The 19319-nt window shown below is 72.9% G+C and carries 16 protein-coding genes and 1 pseudogene; 5 read left to right on the top strand and 12 right to left on the bottom strand.

Annotated elements, in window-relative coordinates:
* Positions 1-188: 188 nt before the first annotated feature.
* From IG05_RS43620 to IG05_RS0109130, 7 genes and pseudogenes are all read right to left on the bottom strand, one after another.
* Positions 189-2423: a SpoIIE family protein phosphatase gene (locus IG05_RS43620; RefSeq protein ID WP_051789666.1), complete on the bottom strand. Its 2235-nt coding sequence runs from the start codon at positions 2421-2423 to the stop codon at positions 189-191.
* Between the two features lie 117 nt (positions 2424-2540).
* Positions 2541-3497 carry a sensor histidine kinase gene (locus tag IG05_RS0109150; RefSeq protein ID WP_051789664.1) on the bottom strand — a complete coding sequence of 319 codons (957 nt, stop codon included), beginning with the start codon at positions 3495-3497 and terminating at the stop codon, positions 2541-2543.
* A gap of 97 nt (positions 3498-3594) precedes the next feature.
* Positions 3595-3999, bottom strand: a pseudogene (locus IG05_RS50240) (MEDS domain-containing protein); the annotation flags it as partial.
* On the bottom strand, positions 3906-4388 hold the full coding sequence (locus IG05_RS50235) for an MEDS domain-containing protein (protein WP_063760072.1): 483 nt from the start codon (positions 4386-4388) through the stop codon (positions 3906-3908). The gene IG05_RS50235 and the pseudogene IG05_RS50240, both read right to left, overlap by 94 nt.
* Before the next feature lie 125 nt (positions 4389-4513).
* On the bottom strand, positions 4514-4921 hold the full coding sequence (locus IG05_RS0109140; protein ID WP_051789663.1) for an STAS domain-containing protein: 408 nt from the start codon (positions 4919-4921) through the stop codon (positions 4514-4516).
* Positions 4922-4992: 71 nt separating this feature from the next.
* Complete coding sequence (locus IG05_RS0109135; RefSeq protein WP_030340845.1) at positions 4993-5292, bottom strand: STAS domain-containing protein; 300 nt, start codon at positions 5290-5292, stop codon at positions 4993-4995.
* Positions 5292-9452: a SpoIIE family protein phosphatase gene (locus IG05_RS0109130; RefSeq protein WP_030340842.1), complete on the bottom strand. Its 4161-nt coding sequence runs from the start codon at positions 9450-9452 to the stop codon at positions 5292-5294. The genes IG05_RS0109135 and IG05_RS0109130 overlap by 1 nt, the downstream gene beginning before the upstream one ends.
* A gap of 384 nt (positions 9453-9836) precedes the next feature.
* Between IG05_RS0109130 and IG05_RS0109125 the strand changes: the two genes are divergently transcribed.
* A complete protein-coding gene (locus IG05_RS0109125; protein ID WP_030340840.1) occupies positions 9837-10199 on the top strand; it encodes an STAS domain-containing protein in 363 nt (120 codons plus the stop codon).
* A gap of 243 nt (positions 10200-10442) precedes the next feature.
* Here the strand turns inward: IG05_RS0109125 and folE are convergent, their stop codons facing one another.
* The 3 genes from folE to IG05_RS0109110 all read right to left on the bottom strand — a co-directional run bounded on the left by folE (position 10443) and on the right by IG05_RS0109110 (position 12190).
* On the bottom strand, positions 10443-11099 hold the full coding sequence (folE, locus tag IG05_RS0109120; protein WP_078893997.1) for a GTP cyclohydrolase I FolE: 657 nt from the start codon (positions 11097-11099) through the stop codon (positions 10443-10445).
* A gap of 1 nt (position 11100) precedes the next feature.
* The gene (locus IG05_RS0109115; protein WP_030340834.1) at positions 11101-11553 is read right to left on the bottom strand and encodes a hypothetical protein; all 453 of its coding nucleotides are present in this window, start codon (positions 11551-11553) and stop codon (positions 11101-11103) included.
* A gap of 79 nt (positions 11554-11632) precedes the next feature.
* Positions 11633-12190 carry a DUF2231 domain-containing protein gene (locus tag IG05_RS0109110; RefSeq protein ID WP_234335803.1) on the bottom strand — a complete coding sequence of 186 codons (558 nt, stop codon included), beginning with the start codon at positions 12188-12190 and terminating at the stop codon, positions 11633-11635.
* A 119-nt stretch (positions 12191-12309) separates the two neighbouring features.
* Here IG05_RS0109110 and IG05_RS0109105 point away from each other — a divergent pair, with 119 nt between their 5' ends.
* On the top strand, positions 12310-13053 hold the full coding sequence (locus IG05_RS0109105) for a helix-turn-helix transcriptional regulator (protein WP_030340829.1): 744 nt from the start codon (positions 12310-12312) through the stop codon (positions 13051-13053).
* A gap of 701 nt (positions 13054-13754) precedes the next feature.
* On the opposite strand, the gene IG05_RS0109100 is transcribed toward IG05_RS0109105, so the two are convergent.
* Positions 13755-14546 (bottom strand): SDR family NAD(P)-dependent oxidoreductase, encoded by a 792-nt coding sequence (locus IG05_RS0109100; protein ID WP_030340827.1) that lies wholly within the window; start codon positions 14544-14546, stop codon positions 13755-13757.
* Positions 14547-14666: 120 nt separating this feature from the next.
* Here IG05_RS0109100 and IG05_RS0109095 point away from each other — a divergent pair, with 120 nt between their 5' ends.
* Entirely contained in the window at positions 14667-15245 is a 579-nt protein-coding gene (locus IG05_RS0109095) for a TetR/AcrR family transcriptional regulator (protein WP_030340824.1), read from the top strand.
* A gap of 101 nt (positions 15246-15346) precedes the next feature.
* Entirely contained in the window at positions 15347-16420 is a 1074-nt protein-coding gene (locus IG05_RS0109090) for a fatty acid desaturase family protein (protein WP_030340821.1), read from the top strand.
* Between the two features lie 15 nt (positions 16421-16435).
* Here IG05_RS0109090 and msrA read toward each other — a convergent pair whose 3' ends face one another.
* Positions 16436-16957, bottom strand: a complete 522-nt coding sequence (gene msrA, locus IG05_RS0109085) for a peptide-methionine (S)-S-oxide reductase MsrA (RefSeq protein WP_030340818.1) — start codon at positions 16955-16957, stop codon at positions 16436-16438.
* Positions 16958-17241: 284 nt separating this feature from the next.
* Here msrA and IG05_RS0109080 point away from each other — a divergent pair, with 284 nt between their 5' ends.
* Complete coding sequence (locus IG05_RS0109080) at positions 17242-19302, top strand: discoidin domain-containing protein (RefSeq protein WP_030340815.1); 2061 nt, start codon at positions 17242-17244, stop codon at positions 19300-19302.
* Positions 19303-19319: the final 17 nt, after the last annotated feature.

The following is a 19319-nucleotide window of genomic DNA, read 5'->3' as shown; positions in this document are numbered from 1 at the left end:
TTCGGCGCCACCCGGGACGGATCCGCGATCTCCGGAACGTCCACCGCACGTCCAGCGGTCTGCACGGTCGTCGTCACCATCATGCGCCCCTCCCAGTACGTCAACTCTGCCGGCGCCGGTCTCTCGTCCGGCAAGCCGCGTCTACCCCGATCATCCACCAGCATGCACCACATCTCGTGAAGCCGGTGTCACCCCCGCCCCCGGCGGTCCGTGCCCGGCGCCGGCTCGTCGGCCGTGATGACCAGAGCGGCCTGGTCGTCCTCCACGTTCGCGCCGTCCACGAAGCCGCGGACGTCCTCGGCCACCGTGCTGATGATGTCCGCGGCGGTCGGCCGGCGCGGGGCCGAGGCCAGGGCCTTGGCCAGTCGCACGTCGCCGTACTGCTCGGTCCCTTCGGTGCGGCACTCGGTGAGGCCGTCGGTGTACAGGAGCAGGCTCTCGCCGGGGCGCAGCGTGAAGCGGCGGGCGGCGAGCCGGGGCGGGATGCCGATGCCGAGCAGTCCGCCGGACGCCTCGACCGTGTCGACCACGTGCTCGGCGTCCAGCAGCAGGGGCAGCGTGTGGCCGGCTCTGACGAGGTGGACGGCGAGACCGTCGGCCGCTGGTGCGAGGTGGCCGTAGACGAGGGTCACGAAGCCGTTGTTCTGGTGGGCGTACCGGTCGTTCAGGGCCTTGTCGACGGCCTTGACGACGTCGACCGGGTCGTCCAGGAGGGCGGCGACGGCACGGGCGGTGTGGCGGACCAGGGCGGTGGTGGTGGCCGCCTTGGCCCCGCGCCCGCAGACGTCGCCGAGGATGAAGGCCCAGCTGCCGTCGTGCCGGGCGAAGACGTCGTAGAAGTCGCCGCCTATCTCCAGTCCCTCACCGGCCGGGTGGTAGAAGGCGGCGAGCTGGGCGCCGGGGACGGCCGGCAGGTCGGGCAGCAGCAGACCGGTCTGCAGGTCGCGGGCGAGGGCCGCCCGCTGCTCGTACTGGCGTGCGTTGCGGGCGGCCGAGGCGGCACGGCGGGCCACTTCCTCCGCCAGGGCGACCCGGTGGCCGTCGAAGCAGTCCCCGTCGGTGGACAGCAGGGTCAGTACGCCGAAGGGCCGACCGCGGTCCAGGAGGGGGACGCAGACGTAACCGGTGACACCGAGCTCCTGCCAGGGCCCGGGACCGGTCGGGGTGCGACGGGCCACCTCGGTCATGCCGGAGGCCAGCACACGCACGACGGCGTCGTCCTCGGCGTCGCGGCCCGGGGCGTGGCGGGCGAGGAGGTCGCGGGCCTGCTCGGTCGGGGCGGCGGTGGCCACCCGGTGCACGCTTCCGGCCTCCAGCACGTCCACCGCTGCCAGGGGCGCCAGCGTCGGGGTGGACAGGGCGGCGAGCCGCTGGAGCGTCTGCGTCTCGTCCAGTCGCCCGGCCAGGGCGGTGCTGGCGGCGAGCAGGAAGGCGATGTCGTCGCGGGCCGCCTTCTCGCGCGCGTGGGCGGCCAGCCGGGCCTGTTCCGCGTGGTGCCGCTCGATGGCGAGGGCCGCCGTGTCGGTGAAGACGCGGGCGAGCGCCAGGTCGGTGTCCTGGGGGGCCCGCGGCGCGCGGTGGTACATCGCGAAGGTGCCCAGCAGCCGTCCGTCGCGGGCGAGGATCGGCGTCGACCAGCAGGCGGCGAGTCCGGCCCGGGTCGCGAGGTCCCGGAAGTCGTCCCACAGGGGGTCGGTGGCGATGTCGCTGACGATCACGGTCCGGCGCCGGTGGGCCGCGGTGCCGCAGGAACCCACGCCTTCGCCGGTGGCGATGCCGTCGATGGCCTGGTTGTAGAAGTCGGGCAGGGTGGGAGCCGCACCGTGGCGCAGGTGCCGGCCGTCCTCGTCGGCCAGCAGGACCGAGACGATGACCTCGGGGGTCAGTTCCTCGATCGCCCTGCACATGCCGTCCAGCACGTCGGGCAGCGGCGCCTCGCGGGCGATCTGTTCCAGCAGGGCGCGCTGCTCGGCGGCCAGTCGCCGGGCGTGCTTGACCTGCGTGGTCTCCACGCCGATCATGCGTACGCCGATGACGTTGCCGCCGGCGTCGCGGCGGGGCTCGTAGGTGAAGTCGAAGTACGCCTCGCGCGCGTCCTCGCCGACCCCGAGCAGGACCCGGGCGTCACGGCCGACGTGCCGCACTCCCGACCGGTACACGTGGTCGAGGAGTGCGACGAATCCCTGGCCGGTCAGTTCGGGCATGAGTTCCGCCAAGGGAACACCGGTGCGTTCCCGTTGTGCACCGCCGATGGCCGCGAAGAAGGCCGGGTTCGCCGCTTCCAGCACGTGCGCGGGCCCTGCCATCGACGCGAACAGCGCGGTGGACGGGCCGAACAGCAGCGACAGGTCCTCGTCCGTGTCGCGCACCGCCTTCGACCGGCGGACTGCGCTGGCCGACCGCCGCTCATGCCCAGCCGTCATCTCGCCCCCCTCACCGAACCCTCGCCTGCCGCCTGTGCCGGCACGCCATCGTCTCACCCGGCACGGACCGGTGCCTCGCGCAGGTGTTCAAGGTGTGCCCGCCGGCGGGTCCGCCACTCATCCCACCGTCAGGTGCAGGCGTACTACCAGGCCGGACGGCGGTGTCCGGATCTCCACGAGGTCGCAGAGCTGGTGCATCATCCACACTCCCCTGCCGCCGGCCGGGGACATCGGGTCGGGACGGCGCCGGCCGACGAGCGGATCGACGAGCCGCCCTCGGTCGCGTACCTCGGCGACCAGGGTGTCGGCCGTACGCCACAGCCGCAGGGTGCCGCGCCCTCCTCCGTGCCGGACCGAGTTCCCGGTGGCCTCGTTGACGGCCAGCAGCCAGTCCGTACGGCGGCGCGGCGACAGGCCCGCCGCTTCGGCCCATTGCGTGGCGGCGTCGCGGACGGCCGCGAGGTCCCGCTCGTCGAAGTCCAGGACGACCGGGGCCACCGGTTCGGGCAGCGGCGCGTCGCACTCGCGGCACACCTGCTCCGGGTCGGCGTAGACCGGGCTGGACCGGTAGCCACCGGCGTCACCGACGACGGGATGGGTCCGGTGAACCTGGGCCAGGACCCGCTCGGGCAGTGCCGTGTCGTACGGGCACAGGAAGGTGGCGTTCCGGCCGGCGAAGGCGAGGTTGACCAGTGCTTCGTGGCGGGTGGCCTCGTGTGTCTCCGCGGAGGTGCGTCCCGCCCAGAGCGGCTGGCCGACGATGGCGGGGTGCCGGTCCGCGTGCCGGTCGGCGAAGTCCAGGAGCAGCGAGAGGATGCGCCCCGGGTTGCGTCCGGCCTGTCGCATGTCGACCCAGGTGATGTCCTCGTACTCGCTGCCGAAGACGTCCTGGAGCCGGGTCAGGCGTTCGCCGGGGACGACGACCAGCAGCGGCCGGCCGCGGGCCGCTTGCGTGCGGACGAAGTCGCCGACGCCGGTCAGGTATTCGTCTTCCGTGGCGCACAGGAGGGCCGGGTGGTGGAAGGCCACGTCGTCCCGGACCGGTTCGAACGGCTGTCGGGCGTAGGTCGTCACCGGCCCGGCACCTCCAGACCACACCCAGCTCGGGGAAGAGTTCGAGCATGCGGCGGAGTGCGGGCGGGGCTCCCAGGAGCCGCACGGGGGCGCGGGAGGGCCGCCGGTGCACCGCGCCCACTATGCCGGCCAGCGTGGCGGCGTCCAGGTGGTCGAGGGCCGACAGGTCGAGCGTCATGGGGTCTGCCGGGCAGGCGGCGAGCGCGGCCGCCGCGGAGGCGGCGACGCGGCGGCTCTCGTAGCCGGCCGAACCGGACAGCCGGAACCCGGTCGGCCCGGCCAGCGGGGCGACCGACAGACTCGGTCCGGCGGCACGGACGGCGGCACCGGACCGCGTCAGGTGGGCCTCCGAGAGCACCGCCAGGTCGTCGGGAGACAGCAGGCGCCGGTCGTAGAAGCACCAGGCCGTCAACGGCAGCCGTTCGAAGACCTCGTGGTGGATGCGCAGCTCGTACTCCAGCAGGCGTTCGGCACCCGCCATGTCCCGGGCTCCCCAGGACATCTCGCCGATCGCGCGCAGGCCCCGGAAGCGCCGATCGCGCGCAGGCCCCGGAAGCCCTGTGCCGCGGCACCGTCCACGGCCTGGCACCACACACCGATCATCGCGTCCGGGTCGAACCGGGAACCGGCCAGGTACGTCTCGTCGGCGGTGACCACCACCAGCTGCCCGCGCCGTACGGCGGCAGCGGCGTCCACGCCCCGGTGGGTGAGCGTACGGGTCACGAGGCCGGGGTCGGTCGCGTCCGCGAGGTACTGCACCTGCTCGCCCGCCATGAGCCCCGCCCGGACGAAGTCCACGAGGTGGCCGGCCCACTCGTCGTCGCTGGAGTACTCCACGGCGACATGCCGGTACGCCGCGGTCGCGCCGTCGGGGGACGCGGGTCCACGCATGGAACCACCCTCCCTGACGGTGCGACGACAATGCGGCGTCGGCCAGTGTACGGGAGGCTTCCGGTGCCGGGCCGTGAGCGTTCCGGCCGCCGTCCGCCCCCGGCTGTCGCAGGTGCGTGCAGCGGTCAGTCCGGCACGCCCGTACGTCCGCCGGTGCGGTCGGGCTGCCCGTCCGTGGCCTGGCCGGCGAGCGCGTCGGCGACCGTGGCGTGGACGGGCATCAGCTGGGAGATACCGGTGATGCTGATCATGCGGGAGAGGCGGTCGGGCACCTCGGCGAGGCGGAGGGAGCCGCCCGCCCCGTGAGCCGCCTGCATGAGGGTGATCAGGGCGCTCAGACCGGTGGAGTCGACGAACCCGACCTGTGCCATGTCCAGGACGACATGGGCGGCTCCCTCCTCCACGACGGCCAGGGCGCGGTCGCGCAGGATGGGCGCCGTGTGCAGGTCCACGTCACCGGCGACGGCGAGGACGGCACTGCTGTCGCCGGTGTGCTGAACGGTCATGTCGAAGGCTTCGGTCACCTGGGTCATCACTCCTGGCCGGAAGGCTCGGTCACTGCGGCAATTGTCCGCGGGACGGACGGGGCCCGGGACTCGTTGTGTCACGGCTCACGGCCGAGGCCGTGGACGGTGGCCAGGCCGACGAGACCCGAGACGGTGAGAACGGGCTCCAGTAGAGGCGTGGCGATGAGCTCCAGCCGGTCGGCGTGGGCGAAGAGGACGCTGAGTCCGGCGCTGTCGAGGTACTCCACCTCGGTCAGGTCCACGACGACGGGGCCGGACTCGGCGGCGAGCGCCTCGTCCAGGGAACCGGCATTGCTCATGTCGATCTCCCCGCGCACCGCGAGCCGCGCACTGCCGTCCGGCCCCCGCTCGGGGACGAGGGTGAGGGGGGTGGTCATCAGGCGATCCTCATCTGCATGTCGACGGTGGTGCCGGAGGGGCCCGGGGTGATGGTGACCTGCTGCATCATGGCTCGCATGAGGGCCACGCCCCGGCCGCGGTGGGTGTTGAGCTCGGGCCGGGGGGTCTTCCACCGGCCGCTGTCGGTGACCGTCAGGCGCAGGTTGTCGACCAAGGCCTCGGCCCGCAGCAGCACGGCCTCCCCCGGGAGGTGCCGGTGTCCGTGCTCGATGGCGTTGGCGCACGCCTCGCCGGCGGCCACGAGCACGTTCTGCACCGCGTTCGGCGGCAGTTCGCACTGGTCGAGCCAGCTGCGCAGCGCCTTGCGGACCGGCGCGAGCTGGGACGACTCGGCCGGGAAGGACATCTCCAGCGGCGCCGGGTGGCGGTACAGCAGCAACGCCACGTCGTCGTCGTAGCCGCTCGCCGGCGCGAGCCGGGCCATCACCTGGCTCGCGAGGTCGTCGACCGGGACGTCGCGGCCCTGCTGGACGGCTTCGCCCGCCTGGTGGATCCCGGCGCTGAGCGGACGGCGGCGGCGTTCCACGAGTCCGTCGGTGTAGAGCAGCAGGGTGCCGCGCGCGGGCAGGGTGCACGCGGCCTCGGGACGTTGCCTGCCCGGCCGCACGGCCAGCGGCAGGGACCGTCCCTCGTCCAGCAGCCGGGTGGTGCCGTCGGGGTGCGCGACGATGCCGGGCGGGTGTCCGGCGCTGGAGTAGGTCAGCTCCCCGGTTCCCGAGTCGAGGACGCCGCAGAAGACGGTGGTGCACAGCGCCCCGGACACGCTGGCGGCGAACTGGTCGAGGGCCATCAGCGTCCGGGCCGGACTGGGGTCCTGCAGCAGCAGTGCGCGACAGGCGCTGCGCAGCTGCCCCATGACGCTCGCCGCCCCCAGGCCGCGTCCGACGCAGTCGCCGACGACGATGCCGATCCGCCCGTCCGGCAGGGCGACGGTGTCGTACCAGTCGCCCCCCACTTCCAGCGGGCGGGTGGCGGGCTCGTACCGCACGGCGAAGCCGTCGGGAAGCCGGTCGGGGCCCAGGATCGCGCGTTGCAGGGCGATCGCGGTCTCCCGCTGCTGGTCGATCTGGTGGGCCCGGACCAGGCCCTGCGCGAGGTGCCCGGCCAGCAACGACAGCAGCAACTGGTCCTCGGAGGTGAAGGGCCGGTGCTCCCCCAGATCGACCCACAGGGCCAGCGGGCCGTCGGGGTGCTCCAGCAGGATGCCCGCGCCCGTGTCCGCGGCCACCGGGGTCAGCGGTGGCCGCAGGCGCAGTGCGGCGAGTGCCTCCTGGCGCTCCGCGGGCAGGCTCTCCCAGTCCGGACCGGCTTCCGTGGCCGCGACGGCCGGTACGTCACCGCGCCCGAAGACGGCGGCCACCACGTGTCGCGCGCGCCAGAGGGACTTGAGTTCGCCGAGGGCACCGGACAGCGCCTCGGTCAGGCTGGCCGCCCGGGACAGCGACGTGCTCAGCGCGGCCAGCGCCGTCTCGCGCTGGACGGCGTAGTGCTCTGCGGTGACGTCACGGAAGGTGCCGACGGTGACCCGGCGCCCGGTGTCGGGGTCCTCGGTCCTGTTCCAGGAGGCCGCCACCCACAGGCGGTGTCCGTCCCGGTGGGTGACGGGCACCGTGTGGCTGCCCTGGTCGTGTTCGAGCAGGGTCGCGAAGGCGTCGCCGAGCTGCCGGTGTGCCTCGGGATCCACGGCGGCGTCCGGCCACCAGGGGTGGACCGGGGCGTAGGGGAGGTCCTCGGGGCCGTAGCCGAGGATGTCGGTGAACGCCGCGTTGATCTCAACGACGGCTCCGGACTCGTCGCAGACGAAGAACGCCTCCTGGAGGGAGTCGATGAGCGCGGTCCGCCACCGCAGGTGGTGGCTGCGCAGCCGGGCCAGTTCGATGTTGGCGCGCACCCGGGCGAGGAACTCGGCCGCGGCGAACGGCTTCACCAGATAGTCGTCGGCCCCCGCCCGCAGTCCCTCGATCGACGCTTCCTGACCGGCCCGGGCCGACAGCAGCAGAACGGGCACCGCGGCGGTCCGTGTGTCGCCGCGCAGTCGCGCCACCAGTTCCAGCCCGTCGAGCCGTGGCATCATCACGTCGCTGACCACGAGATCGGGCGTGCCGCCGCGGACGGAGCGGAGGGCTTCCACGCCGTCGGTGACGGTGGTGACGTCGTATCCGGCCGCGGCGAGGATGCGCGCGAGGTACTCGCGCATGTCCGCGTTGTCGTCGGCGACCAGCACCCGGGCGCTGACCGTGCGCGCGGGGCTGGGCGAGGTGGCGTCGTCGGCCGGCACCACCTCCCCCCGGGCCGCCGCGCCGCCGTCGTCGTCCGGCAGCCAGCGCAGGGCTTCCTGGACGTAGGGGTCGGCGGTGGCGGAGGCCACCGTGCTGCCCGCTTCGGCCACCACGGAGTCGGGCGGCAGGTGGGCGGTTCCGTACGGGATCCGGATGGTGAAGGTGGTGCCTTCGCCCTCGACGCTGTCGGCCGTGATCTCGCCCCCGTGCAGACGCACGAGTTCCTGTACGAGGGCCAGACCGATGCCACTGCCCTCGTTCGAGCGGGAGCGGGCGTTCTCGATGCGGTGGAAGCGTTCGAACAGCCGGGGCATCTCCGCCTCCGGCACGCCGACGCCGCTGTCGGCGACGGTGACCACGGCGTGGCCGTCCGCACCCCGCACGCCGACCCGGATGGTCCCGTCGAACGTGAACTTCAGCGCGTTGCTGAGGAGGTTGAGGACCACCTTCTCCCACATGCCGCGATCGACGTACACGGGCTCGTCCGGAGTCCGGCAGTCCACGTCGAAGGCGAGCCCGGTCTTCTCGACGGCCGAGCGGAAGACGCTGGCCAGCTCACCGGTCACCACGGCGAGGTCGACCGGCTCGTAGCGGGCCTGCATCCGCCCGGCCTCGATGCGGGAGAAGTCCAGCAGTGTGTTGACCAGCTTGCCCAGGCGCAGGCCGTTGCGGTGGATGGCGTCGAGTTCCCGCCGTGCCGGTCCGTCCGCGTCGCCGAGCCGGGTGCGCAGTTCCTCGACGGGGCCCATGATCAGGGTCAGTGGCGTGCGGAACTCGTGGCTGATGTTGGAGAAGAAGGCGGTCTTGGCCCGGTCCAGTTCGGCCAGTTCCTCCGCGCGCCGCTGCTGCGCCTCGTAGCTGCGGGCGCTGCCGATACCGGAGGCGATGTGGCCCGCGGTCAGCTCGACGAAGCCCCGGTAGCCCGGGTCCAGGACGCGGTACCGGTTGAGGCCGGCGACGAGGAAGCCGTACGGCGCGCTGCCCTGCTGGAGCAAGGGGACCGCGAGCGCCTGGACGGGCGGTTCGGGCCAGTCACCGGCGGGCAGGCCGGCGAAGACGTCGCCGGTGAGCGGGACGAGGGCCGTCTCGCCCCGGGCCAGGTCCGCGGTCGGCCACACACCGCCGTGGCCGCCGGCCGGCAGGGAGGCGGGTGCGGCCGGGTGCCCCGCCGGGATACCGATGGCACCGGCCAGCCGGGCGGTGTCGCCGTCGAAGAGGTAGGTCAGGGTGAAGGGCAGGTCCTGTCGGTTGCGGGCCAGCTGCCGGTCGGCGAAGGCGAGGACCTCCTGTTCGGTGCGGATCACACTCGGGTCGGAACCCAGGTCCCGCAGCGTGGCCATGCGCCGCTCGCCGATCACCCTGTCGGTGTCCTCGCTGACCACGCACAGCATGCCCACCACGTCGCCGCCGTCGTCCCGCAGCGGGCTGTAGGAGAACGTGTGGTACGTCTCCTCGCTGTACCCGGACCGCTCCAGGAACAGCAGCAGTCCCTCGTCCCAGGTGGCCTCGCCGGTACGGAGCACGGTGTCGATCCGCGGGCCGATGTCGTCCCAGATCTCCGCCCACACCTCGTTCGCGGGACGTCCCAGGGCCCACGGGTACTTGCGGCCGAGCGTGTCACGCCGGTAGGCGGCGTTGCAGAAGAAGGTCAGCTGCCCGCCCCAGGCCATCCACATCGGGAACCGGGAGGACAGCAGGATGCTGACGGCCGTCTGCAGGCTCTGCGGCCATTCCCGCGGCGGACCGAGGGGCGTGGCCGCCCAGTCGACGTCGGCGAGGTCTTCGCCGACCTCCCGGTCCGCGGCGAACACGTCGGCGGCCGTCCTCGGCTCGCGTTCAGCCTCGTCGGAACGCCCCACGCGACACCCTTCCCCTCACGCCGGCCCACCCGTGTGACCGTCACCCGTCTCGAACATGTTCGCGATGGCCCCCGAACCGCTCGCCGTGTCCGTCTGCCCCTCGATCGCCGTCCGACGCCGAAGGCCGCGTCCGTCTTCATACGGACGACGGCCCCTCTCCCCCGCCGGCATTCTCCCAGACATCACGGACGGAAGATCCGTGCGGCGGGTTCCGCGTCCTGCGTGCAGGCGCGGCCTCACAGGGTAATGCAGCCAGGCGGGCGAGCCCGTGGGAGTAGCGTAGGGCGACGGATGCGCCGCCACGATGACGTGGATCACCGCGGGGGCGCCTGCCGAACGGATTCCACCGGCCCGTCGCGGCCGACTCGCCGCACAGGAGACCTGGTGCACGACACAGAGGGCACTCTCGCCATCAGCACGCACTCCTCGCCGGACGGGCTCGTCGTCCTGCGTCTGACCGGAGAGCTCGACCACTACACGAGTCCCGGTTTCCGCCGGGCCGTCGAGGACGTGCTGCGCGACTCCGGCGCCGCCGTCGTCGCCGATCTCTCGGCACTGGACTACTGCGACTCGTCGGGGATGACCGCGATCATCACGGCCTATCGTCTGGCCCAGGCCGCCGGCACGTCCTTCTCGGTCGCGGCGCTCAGCGAGGCCATGACCCAGCTCTTCCGCGTGGCGGGGCTCGACCAGGTCCTCACCCTGCACTCCAGCGTCCAGGAGGCAGTCGACTCGTTCAGCGGGTGAGTCCCGCGGCTTCCGGCCGTCCTCGGCGCCCGGCGGGCGGGGCCGTGCGCGTACGGCCGGAAGCAGCGCGGCAGCGCCGGCCGGAACGACCTCGGCCGCACGCCGGGGAGCGGGCCAGTCCGGCACCGGCCGGCCAGGTGCGGTCCCGACCGCCGTCCGCACTCCCGTAGTCGGCCCTCACGCTCCCGGCGTCGGCCACCCCGCTCCCCCGGGGCCGGGCGGCCTGGCGGCGGCCCTGCCGTGTCAGCCGGCTGCCCCGGCGAGGGCGAGGAATTCGCTGCGGGAGCGGGGGTCGGACCGCAGGAGGCCGAGCAGGGTGGAGGTCATGGTGCTGGATCCGGTGGCCTGGACGCCCCGCAGGGTCATGCAGGCGTGTTCGGCCTCGACGACCACGCCGACGCCCTTCGGCTCCAGGTTGGTCTGCAGCCAGTCGGCGACCTGTTTGGTGAGGCGTTCCTGGACCTGCGGGCGGCAGGCGAAGTGCTCGACGACGCGGGCCAGCTTGGACAGGCCCAGGATCCGGGCGCCGGGCAGGTAACCGACGTGGGCGGTGCCGACGATCGGCAGCAGGTGGTGCTCGCAGACGGTCCGGACCGGTATGCGGCGAGCGAGGACGAGTTCGTCGTAGCCCTCGTCGTTGGGGAAGGTGGTCAGGTCGAAGGGGCGCGGGGTGAAGAGTTCGGCGTAGGCGCGGGCCATGCGGCCCGGTGTGCCGCGCAGGCTCTCGGAGGCGGTGGAGATGCCGAGGGCGGTCAGGAACTGGCCGGCCGCCTTCTCCGCGGCGGCCAGGTCGATGCCTCCGGCTTCGTGGACGACCCGCAGGGCGGGCCGTGCGGGTACCGGTCCCCCGTCGTCGAGCAGGTCCGTCAGGGCGGTGGTGCGGCGGGGGCTCTCGGTCATGTCAGCTGCCCCCCACACCGAGGGCGCTCAGCAGGACCAGGACGAGGGTGGCGACGGCGAACAGGCCGTGGGCCACTACGACAGGCACCGGGAAGTGCCGTTCGGCGGGAACGGTCCCCGCACCGCCCTGCGCCGTGGCCGCGGCGGTCGTCCCGGCGGCGTGGTCTCGGTGGACGGGGATCCAGCGGGCCAGCATCACGAACCCCAGCACGGCGACCGGGAGCAGCAGGCCGAACGAGGTCCAGGCCAGGGCGGTCCTGTCGGCCACCACGTAGACGATCCACACCACCAGTCCGATCGCGGCCAGGGCGAAGTGACCGAAGACGACCTGTGCGGGCAGGCGGCTGGTGCCGGCTTGCTGTTGCCGGATCCCGCCGCGCCGGATCCAGGTGCCGAGCATGTAGAAGCCGCCGAGGGCGGTGACCACCCAGGTGATCAGTGCGGCGATGTCCATGGGGACTCCAGGTGCGGTTGGGTGTGGCGGGCGGCCGGGGCGGGCCGGCCGCCATGAGCGGGGACGGGGCGGGGGCGGGTCAGGCGGGGGTGCACGTGCTGCCGCGACCGGAGACGGGCGGCGTGTATCCGTCGGCCTGGGTGTGCTCGTCGGCGACGCGCACGCCGTAGCGGTAGGCGAGCTTGCCGCCCAGGAATCCCGAGACGGCCAGGGCCGCCACGCTGACCGCGGACAGGACGAGCGGGCCGGTTCCGACACTCCTGCCGGTGGTGTAGTCGCCGTGGCGCCAGAGGAAGTTGACGACGTAGGCGGCGGTCACCAGCAGGTTCAGCGTCATGTGCACCAGGGCGGTGCGGAAGGCCCGGGTGCCGGCGGGGATCGCGAACAGGTCGAGGAAACCGACCATGGCCGCCAGCAGGGCACCGATCACCCCGACCGCGATCAGCCACTCCGAGGACTGGGTCAGGAAGCCGGGACGGTGCACGGCGTGGGAAGCGATGTCGAACACCAGGCCGGCCACCCAGGCGCCGATCGGCACGGTCACCAGGATCGGGTGGAACGGGTGGCCGTACGGGCCGGCGAGCGCGGTACTGACCGGGCGCTTCGCCTGCAGCTGTGACTCATGGGCCATCGTCATCGACCTCCCGATAGTTTCACCAACGATTCTTGGTCTTATTGGGAGGGGGCGTCAAGACGCTCGATGGAAGAGGTGAGAAGAACGCTTGTGCCCATGCCGATGGGCGTTACCGTGGTCGTGTGGCTTCCGATCCGAGTGAGCAGGCCGGCACGGCCGACAGCGCCATCGACTCCGTCAGCGTCCTGAGCGAGGACTCGCGGCGGCGCATGTTCACCTTCATCCGCCGCGCCCGCCGCGCCGTCACCCGTGACGAGGCCGCCGCCAGCGTCGGCATATCCCGCAAGCTGGCGGCCTTCCACCTCGACAAACTCGTCGACGCCGGGCTGCTCCGCGCGCGCTACGAAACGCCGGGCGGGATACGCAAGGTCGGCAGGCAGCCCAAGGTCTACGAGCCCACCGACGCCCAGATCACCGTGAGCATCCCCGACCGCCGCCACGAACTGCTGGCGGACCTGCTGCTGGACGCCGTCCTCACCGAAGGCCAAGACGAGAACGCGGCACAGGCGGCGGTGCGGACCGCCGGGCAGCGCGGCCGGCGACTGGGCGAGGCCGCGCGGGAGGAGACCCGCCCGGGCCGGCTGGGTCCCGAGCGCGGGCTGACCGCGTGCGAGCGCCTGCTGGAGCAGTACGGCTACGAGCCCGTCCGGGAGACCCCCACCCGGCTGCGGCTGCGCAACTGCCCCTTCCACCCGCTGGCCGGCAAGGCCCCCGGCCTCGTGTGCGGCATGAACCACGCTTTCCTGAGCGGCTGCCTGAAGGGCCTGGAGGTCAACGGCGTCCACGCCGTGCTGGCCCCCGAGCCCGGCGAGTGCTGCGTACGGCTGGGCCCGAGCGGCGCGACACAGGAGGAAGGGGCCGACTGAGACGCCCGCGCCGGTATGGGCCGGCTGAGGCGCCTATGCGAGGACAGGGCCGACCTGAGCGCCCAGGCCAGGACGGGCCGGCCGAGACGCCCGCGCGAGGGCCGACCACGCCCCCCACGCCGGGGACGGACCGACTTAGATGCCCGCGCGAGGAGGCGGCCGACTGAGACGCCCGCGCGAGGACGGGGCCAACCGGGGCACCCACGCCGCGGGACGGGCCGGCCGAGGCGCCCACGCGAGGGCCGACCACGTCGCCCACGCCGGGGACGGACCGACTTAGACGCCCGCGCGAGGACGGGGCCAACCGGGGCACCCACGCCGCGGGACGGGCCGGCCGAGACGCCCACGTCAGGACGGGCCGGCTGAGGCGCCTGTGCGAGGACAGGGCCGACCTGAGCGCCCACGCCGGGACGGACCGGCTGCGGTGCCCGCGCGAGGACGGGGCCGACCGGGGCACCCACGCCGGGCCGGGCCGACTACGGTGCCCGCGCGAGGACGGGGCCGACGGCGGTGCCCGCGTGGGAACGAGCCCGTCCGCCCGCGGGCCCGGTGCAATCGGCTCCGCTCTCTCCCGGCCCCGACTGCGCGCCCCCGCCATGGCGACGGCCGGCGGGACCGGTCGCGTCGGCCCCCGGATGAGCAGCCGCCGGCCCTCACGCCGGTCCCGGCGTCCTGGCGGGGCGCCCGGCAGGCCGGTCGCGTCAGCGGCTCGTGCGCTGTGCCGCCACGATCGCCTTCAGGGTCTTCTCGGCACCCGCGCGCCGCTGCACCCGTTCGGCGAACGCCGGGAACTGTGACGCGATCCTGGTCAGGAACCGCAGTTCGAGCGGGGCGACGTTGATCTCGGCGGCGTTGCGTTCGATCGCCCGCGTGACACCCTGGACGACCTGCCGCGGTGCGACCGTACGGACGCCGGCGGGCGTGGGTGAACCGGTGTCGGCGAACATCCCGAGGTCGCGGACGAAGCCGGGCTGGACGATGGAGACGCCGACGCCGGTGCCGTGCAGATCCTGGCGGAAGGCCAGGGAGAGACCGCGCAGGCCGAACTTCGTCGCGGTGTACAGGGACGAGGACTTGGTGGCGGCCAGGCCGGACAGGGAGCCGACGAAGCAGATGTGGCCGTGTCCGCGAGCCACCATGCCGGGAGCGAGGAGCCGGGCGAGCATCGCGGGGGCGCGCAGGTTCACCGCGAGCGCCCGGTCGATCTGCGCGGGTGTGTAGTCGAGCAGGTCGCCGCTGGAGGGCAGCGCCGCGTTGGCGACGAGGATGTCCGTGCCGGCGCCTTCGTCGGCGAGCCGCCTGACGTCCTCGTCGTCGGCGAGGTCGGCCAGGATCGTCCGGGCACCGTAGCGGTCGGCGAGGGGTTCCAGCGCCTCGCGCCGCCGGCCGGTGAGGACGAGGTGCGCGCCGCGCGCGGACATCTCCGCGGCGATCGCACCCCCGATGCCGCCTGTGACCCCGGTGAGCAGAACAGTTGCCCCGGCAATGTGCACGACTACCCTCCCATGTTGTTCGTTCGAACGAACAGTAGGGATGGCGGGGGCTTCTGTCCACCACGTCGACGGCACACGTGCGGTCCGGGCCGCAGGACCGCTGATGGAACAATGCGTGGCATGCCGAACGCCGCCCCCGCCGCCTCCACCCGCCAGCGCATCGTCACCGCCGTCCTGCGGATCATCGGCGAGGACGGGGTCGCCGCGGTCACCAACCGGCGCATCGCCCGGGAGGCGGGAGTGTCGCTCGGCTCGGTGACGTACCACTTCGAGACCCAGCACGAGCTGCTGCGCGAGAGCCTGCTGCACTTCGTGCGCGAGGAGGCCCGGCACTTCACGGAGCTGGCCGACCAGTGCCGGACCGAGGGCATCGGCGTGGAGGAGGCCGCGTCCCTGGCCGGCCAGGTGGCGTGCGGCACGGCGCTGGACAGTGCCCAGCTCGCCCCGTTCGAGCTGTACCTGCACGCCGGGCGCGACGAGCGGCTGCGGGAGGCGGCGGCGGAGGCCTTCCGGGCCTACGACCGGCTCGCCACCCGGATCCTCAGTGGCCTGGGCGTCCCGGACGCGGAGCGCCTGGCAGCCACCACGGTGGCCGTGGTGATGGGCCTGCAACTGCGCCGTCTGGCCACCGGCAGCCCGGCGGAGGACCTGGTCGACGCCCTGCTGCTGCTCGCGCGGGGGGCCGCGGTCCAGGGCTGACTCCCGGGGGAAAACCCCCTGCGGCCGGTGGGGCGGCCCTCCTGGGCATACGGTGGCGGGCAGGCTTCTTCGCGTCGTACGGCGTCTCCAGAATTCTCGGCATGACGATCTCTTCCGATGCCTCCCCCGCCGGCCTCCGTGCCGCCGTCGACGCGGGCAGGCCGCGCGCCGGTACCGGCAGCGACTTCGCGCGCCTGTCCCGACGGATCACCGAGGCCGGCCTGCTGGAGCGGCGCCCCGGCTACTACGCGGTGCGGCTGGGTCTGGTCGTCGGGGCGTTCGCCGGTGGCTGGGCGGCCTTCTTCGCCCTCGGCGACTCCTGGTGGCAGCTGGCCGTGGCCGCCTTCCTGGCCCTGGTGTTCGGGCAGGTCGCCCTGGTGGCGCACGACCTGGCGCACCGGCAGGTGTTCCGGCGGCGCCGGCACGGCGAGTTCGCGGGGCGGCTGTTCGGCAATCTGGGCGTCGGCATGAGCTACGGCTGGTGGATGAACAAGCACACCCGCCACCACGCCCATCCCAACCATGAGGAACTCGACCCGGACGTCGCCCCGGACATCTTGGTGTGGTCCGCCGAGCAGGCCCGCGCCAGCCGGGGTCTGGCCCGTCTCCTCGGTGGTCACCAGGCGGTGCTGTTCTTCCCGTTGCTGACCCTGGAGGGCTTCAACCTGCACGTCGCGAGCGTGCGGGCGCTGCGCTCACCGTTCATGAAGAGCCGGATGCTGGAGGGGGCGCTGCTCCTGGCGCACATGGCCGCTGTGCTCTCCGCCCTGTTCCTGGTGCTCCCGCCGGGCAAGGCGGTGGCGTTCCTCGCCGTGAACCAGTGCCTGTTCGGCCTCTACCTGGGCTGTACCTTCGCCCCCAACCACAAGGGCATGCCGACGCTCACCGGTGACCAGGAGCTCGACTTCCTGCGCCGCCAGGTCCTGACCTCCCGCAACGTGCGCGGTGGTCTGCTCACCGACCTGATGCTGGGCGGGCTCAACTACCAGATAGAGCACCACCTGTTCCCGGTCATGCCCACGGTCCACCTGCGCCGGGCCCGGCCGATCGTGCGGCGGTACTGCGCCGAGATCGGGGTGCCGTACCACGAGACGGGACTGGTGCGGTCCTACCGCGAGGCGCTCACGCACCTGCACCGCGTGGGCGAGCCGATCCGGCGGCGGCGCAGGGCGTGAACAGCGGGCAGGGTGTCAGCTCGCCGGGGACGAGGCCCGGCGCGGCAGCTTCCAGCCCGGTCGCGGGAAGTGACAGGTGTAGCCGTCCGGGTAGCGTTCCAGGTAGTCCTGGTGCTCGGGCTCGGCCTCCCAGAAGTCGCCCACGGGCTCGACCTCGGTGACCACCTTGCCCGGCCACAGGCCGCTCGCCTCGACGTCCGCGATGGTGTCGAGGGCGACGCGGTGCTGCTCCTCGCCGGCGTAGAAGATGGCCGACCGGTAGCTGCGCCCGATGTCGTTGCCCTGGCGGTCCCGGGTGGTCGGGTCGTGGATCTGGAAGAAGAACTCCAGGATGTCGCGGTAGCTCGTGGCCGTCGGGTCGAAGACGATCTCGATGGCCTCGGCGTGGTCGCCGTGGTTGCGGTAGGTGGCGTTCGGCGTGTCACCGCCGCTGTAGCCGACGCGGGTGGACACCACGCCCGGCTGCCTGCGGATCAGGTCCTGCATGCCCCAGAAACAACCGCCCGCCAGTACGGCCCGCTCGGTTTCCGATGTCATCGGTCGCTCCCTCACCTTCGAGCCGCTGTCCGGCGCGGACGTCGACGTACGGTTCTCACGTCCACCCAGCTTATTACGACGCCCGAGTGGGCATCGAGCGGCCCGGGGACCCCGTCGGCGGGTATCCGCGGCGCCGAAGTCTTGACTCGGCAGGCGGCACTGGCGATCCTCGTGGCGCACGGTTTACATAGACATGACAAAACGGTATCGCGCGTGTCCCCGGGCCCCGACCATCCCGCCGGCCGGCCGCGCATCCCGCCGACCGAGGGACGTGGGCCGTGGCCATGACCAGCCGCCCGTACCGCCGACGCAAGCACGTCACCGCAGTGTCACTGCTCCTCCTCGTCCTGGCCGTCGTACTCGGTCCCACTCCGAGTTCGGCGGCCGGCAACGACTGGTGGGTCCCGGGCGCACGGCCGGCGCCGGACTCGCAGATCGGCGTCACCGGCGAGCCGTTCACCGGCACCGACGCCCAGGGCCGGGTGCGCGGGTTCGTCGACGCCCACGACCACCTGTTCGCCAACGAGGGCTTCGGCGGGCGTCTCATCTGCGGCAAGGTCTTCTCCGAGGCCGGCATCGCCGACGCGCTCAAGGACTGCCCCGAGCACTACCCCGACGGCTCGCTGGCCGTCTTCGACTTCATCACCAAGGGCGGTGACGGCAGACACGACCCGGTCGGCTGGCCCACCTTCAAGGACTGGCCCGCCCACGACTCCCTGACCCACCAGCAGAACTACTACGCCTGGGTGGAGCGGGCCTGGCGCGGCGGCCAGCGGGTGCTCGTCAACGACCTCGTCACCAACGGTGTGATCTGCTCGGTCTACTTCTTCAAGGACCGCGGCTGCGACGAGATGACGTCCATCCGGCTGCAGGCGAAGCTGACCTACGACCTCCAGGCCTACGTCGACAGGATGTACGGCGGCCCGGGCAAGGGCTGGTTCCGGATCGTCACCGACAGCGCGCAGGCGCGTGACGTCATCGAGCAGGGCAAGCTGGCGGTCGTCCTGGGCGTGGAGACCTCCGAGCCCTTCGGGTGCAAGCAGATCCTGGACGTCCCGCAGTGCGACAGGAAGGACATCGACGCCGGCCTGGACGAGCTGTACGCGCTGGGCGTGCGCAGCATGTTCCTGTGCCACAAGTTCGACAACGCGCTGTGCGGCGTCCGCTTCGACTCGGGCACGCTCGGAACCGCCATCAACGTCGGGCAGTTCCTGTCGACCGGGACCTTCTGGAAGACGGAGAAGTGCGCGGGCCCGCAGCACGACAACCCGATCGGCTCGGCCGCGGCGCCGGGGGCGGAGGCGAAACTCCCGGCGGGCGTGAGCGTCCCCTCGTACGCCTCGGACGCGCAGTGCAACGTCCGCGGGCTCACCGACCTCGGCGAGTACGCCGTGCGCGGCATGATGAAGCGCAAGATGATGCTGGAGATCGACCACATGAGCGTCAAGGCCGTGGGCCGCGCGCTCGACATCTTCGAGGCGGCCTCCTACCCCGGTGTGATCTCCTCGCACAGCTGGATGGACCTGAACTGGACCGAGCGGGTCTACGGCCTCGGCGGCTTCGTCGCCCAGTACATGCACGGCTCCGAGGGATTCGTGGCCGAGGCGAACCGCACCAAGGCGCTGCGGGACAAGTACGGCGTCGGATACGGCTACGGCACGGACATGAACGGGGTCGGCGGCTGGCCGGGCCCCCGGGGCGCGGACGCCCCGGACAAGGTCGTGTACCCCTTCCGCAGCGTCGACGGCGGCTCCCTCCTCGACCGCCAGACCACGGGCGAGCGCACGTGGGACCTGAACACCGACGGGGCCGCGCACTACGGCCTGGTCCCGGACTGGATCGAGGACATCCGGCTCGTCGGCGGCCAGGACGTGGTGAACGACCTCTTCCGGGGAGCCCAGTCCTACCTGGACACCTGGGGCGCGACCGAGCGGCACCAGGCGGGCGTCGACCTCGCCCGGGGCGCGCCCGCGACGGCCAGTTCGACGGAGTGGTGGAACCCGTTCACCAGCTACGCGCCGGGCCGCGCCGTCGACGGCGACCGGGACACCCGGTGGGCCAGCGAGTGGAGCGACGACCAGTGGCTGCGGATCGACCTGGGCTCCACCCACCGGGTCGGGCGGGTCACGCTCGACTGGGAGCGGGCGTACGGGAAGGCGTACAGCGTCCAGCTGTCCACGGACGGCGCGGACTGGCGGACGGTCTGGTCGACCACCACGGGCGACGGCGGCCTCGACATCGCACGGTTCACCGGCACCCCGGCGCGCTACGTCCGCGTCGCGGGCACGGCGCGCGGCACCGGGTGGGGCTACTCGCTGCGGGAGGTCGGTGTGCACAGCGGCTGAGCAACGGGCCGGGGCCC

The sequence above is a fragment of the Streptomyces sp. NRRL S-1022 genome, from assembly GCF_000720135.1.
Taxonomy (GTDB): domain Bacteria; phylum Actinomycetota; class Actinomycetes; order Streptomycetales; family Streptomycetaceae; genus Streptomyces.
Note: the sequence above shows the minus strand (reverse complement) of the source record. Positions and strands in the feature narration are given on the sequence as shown.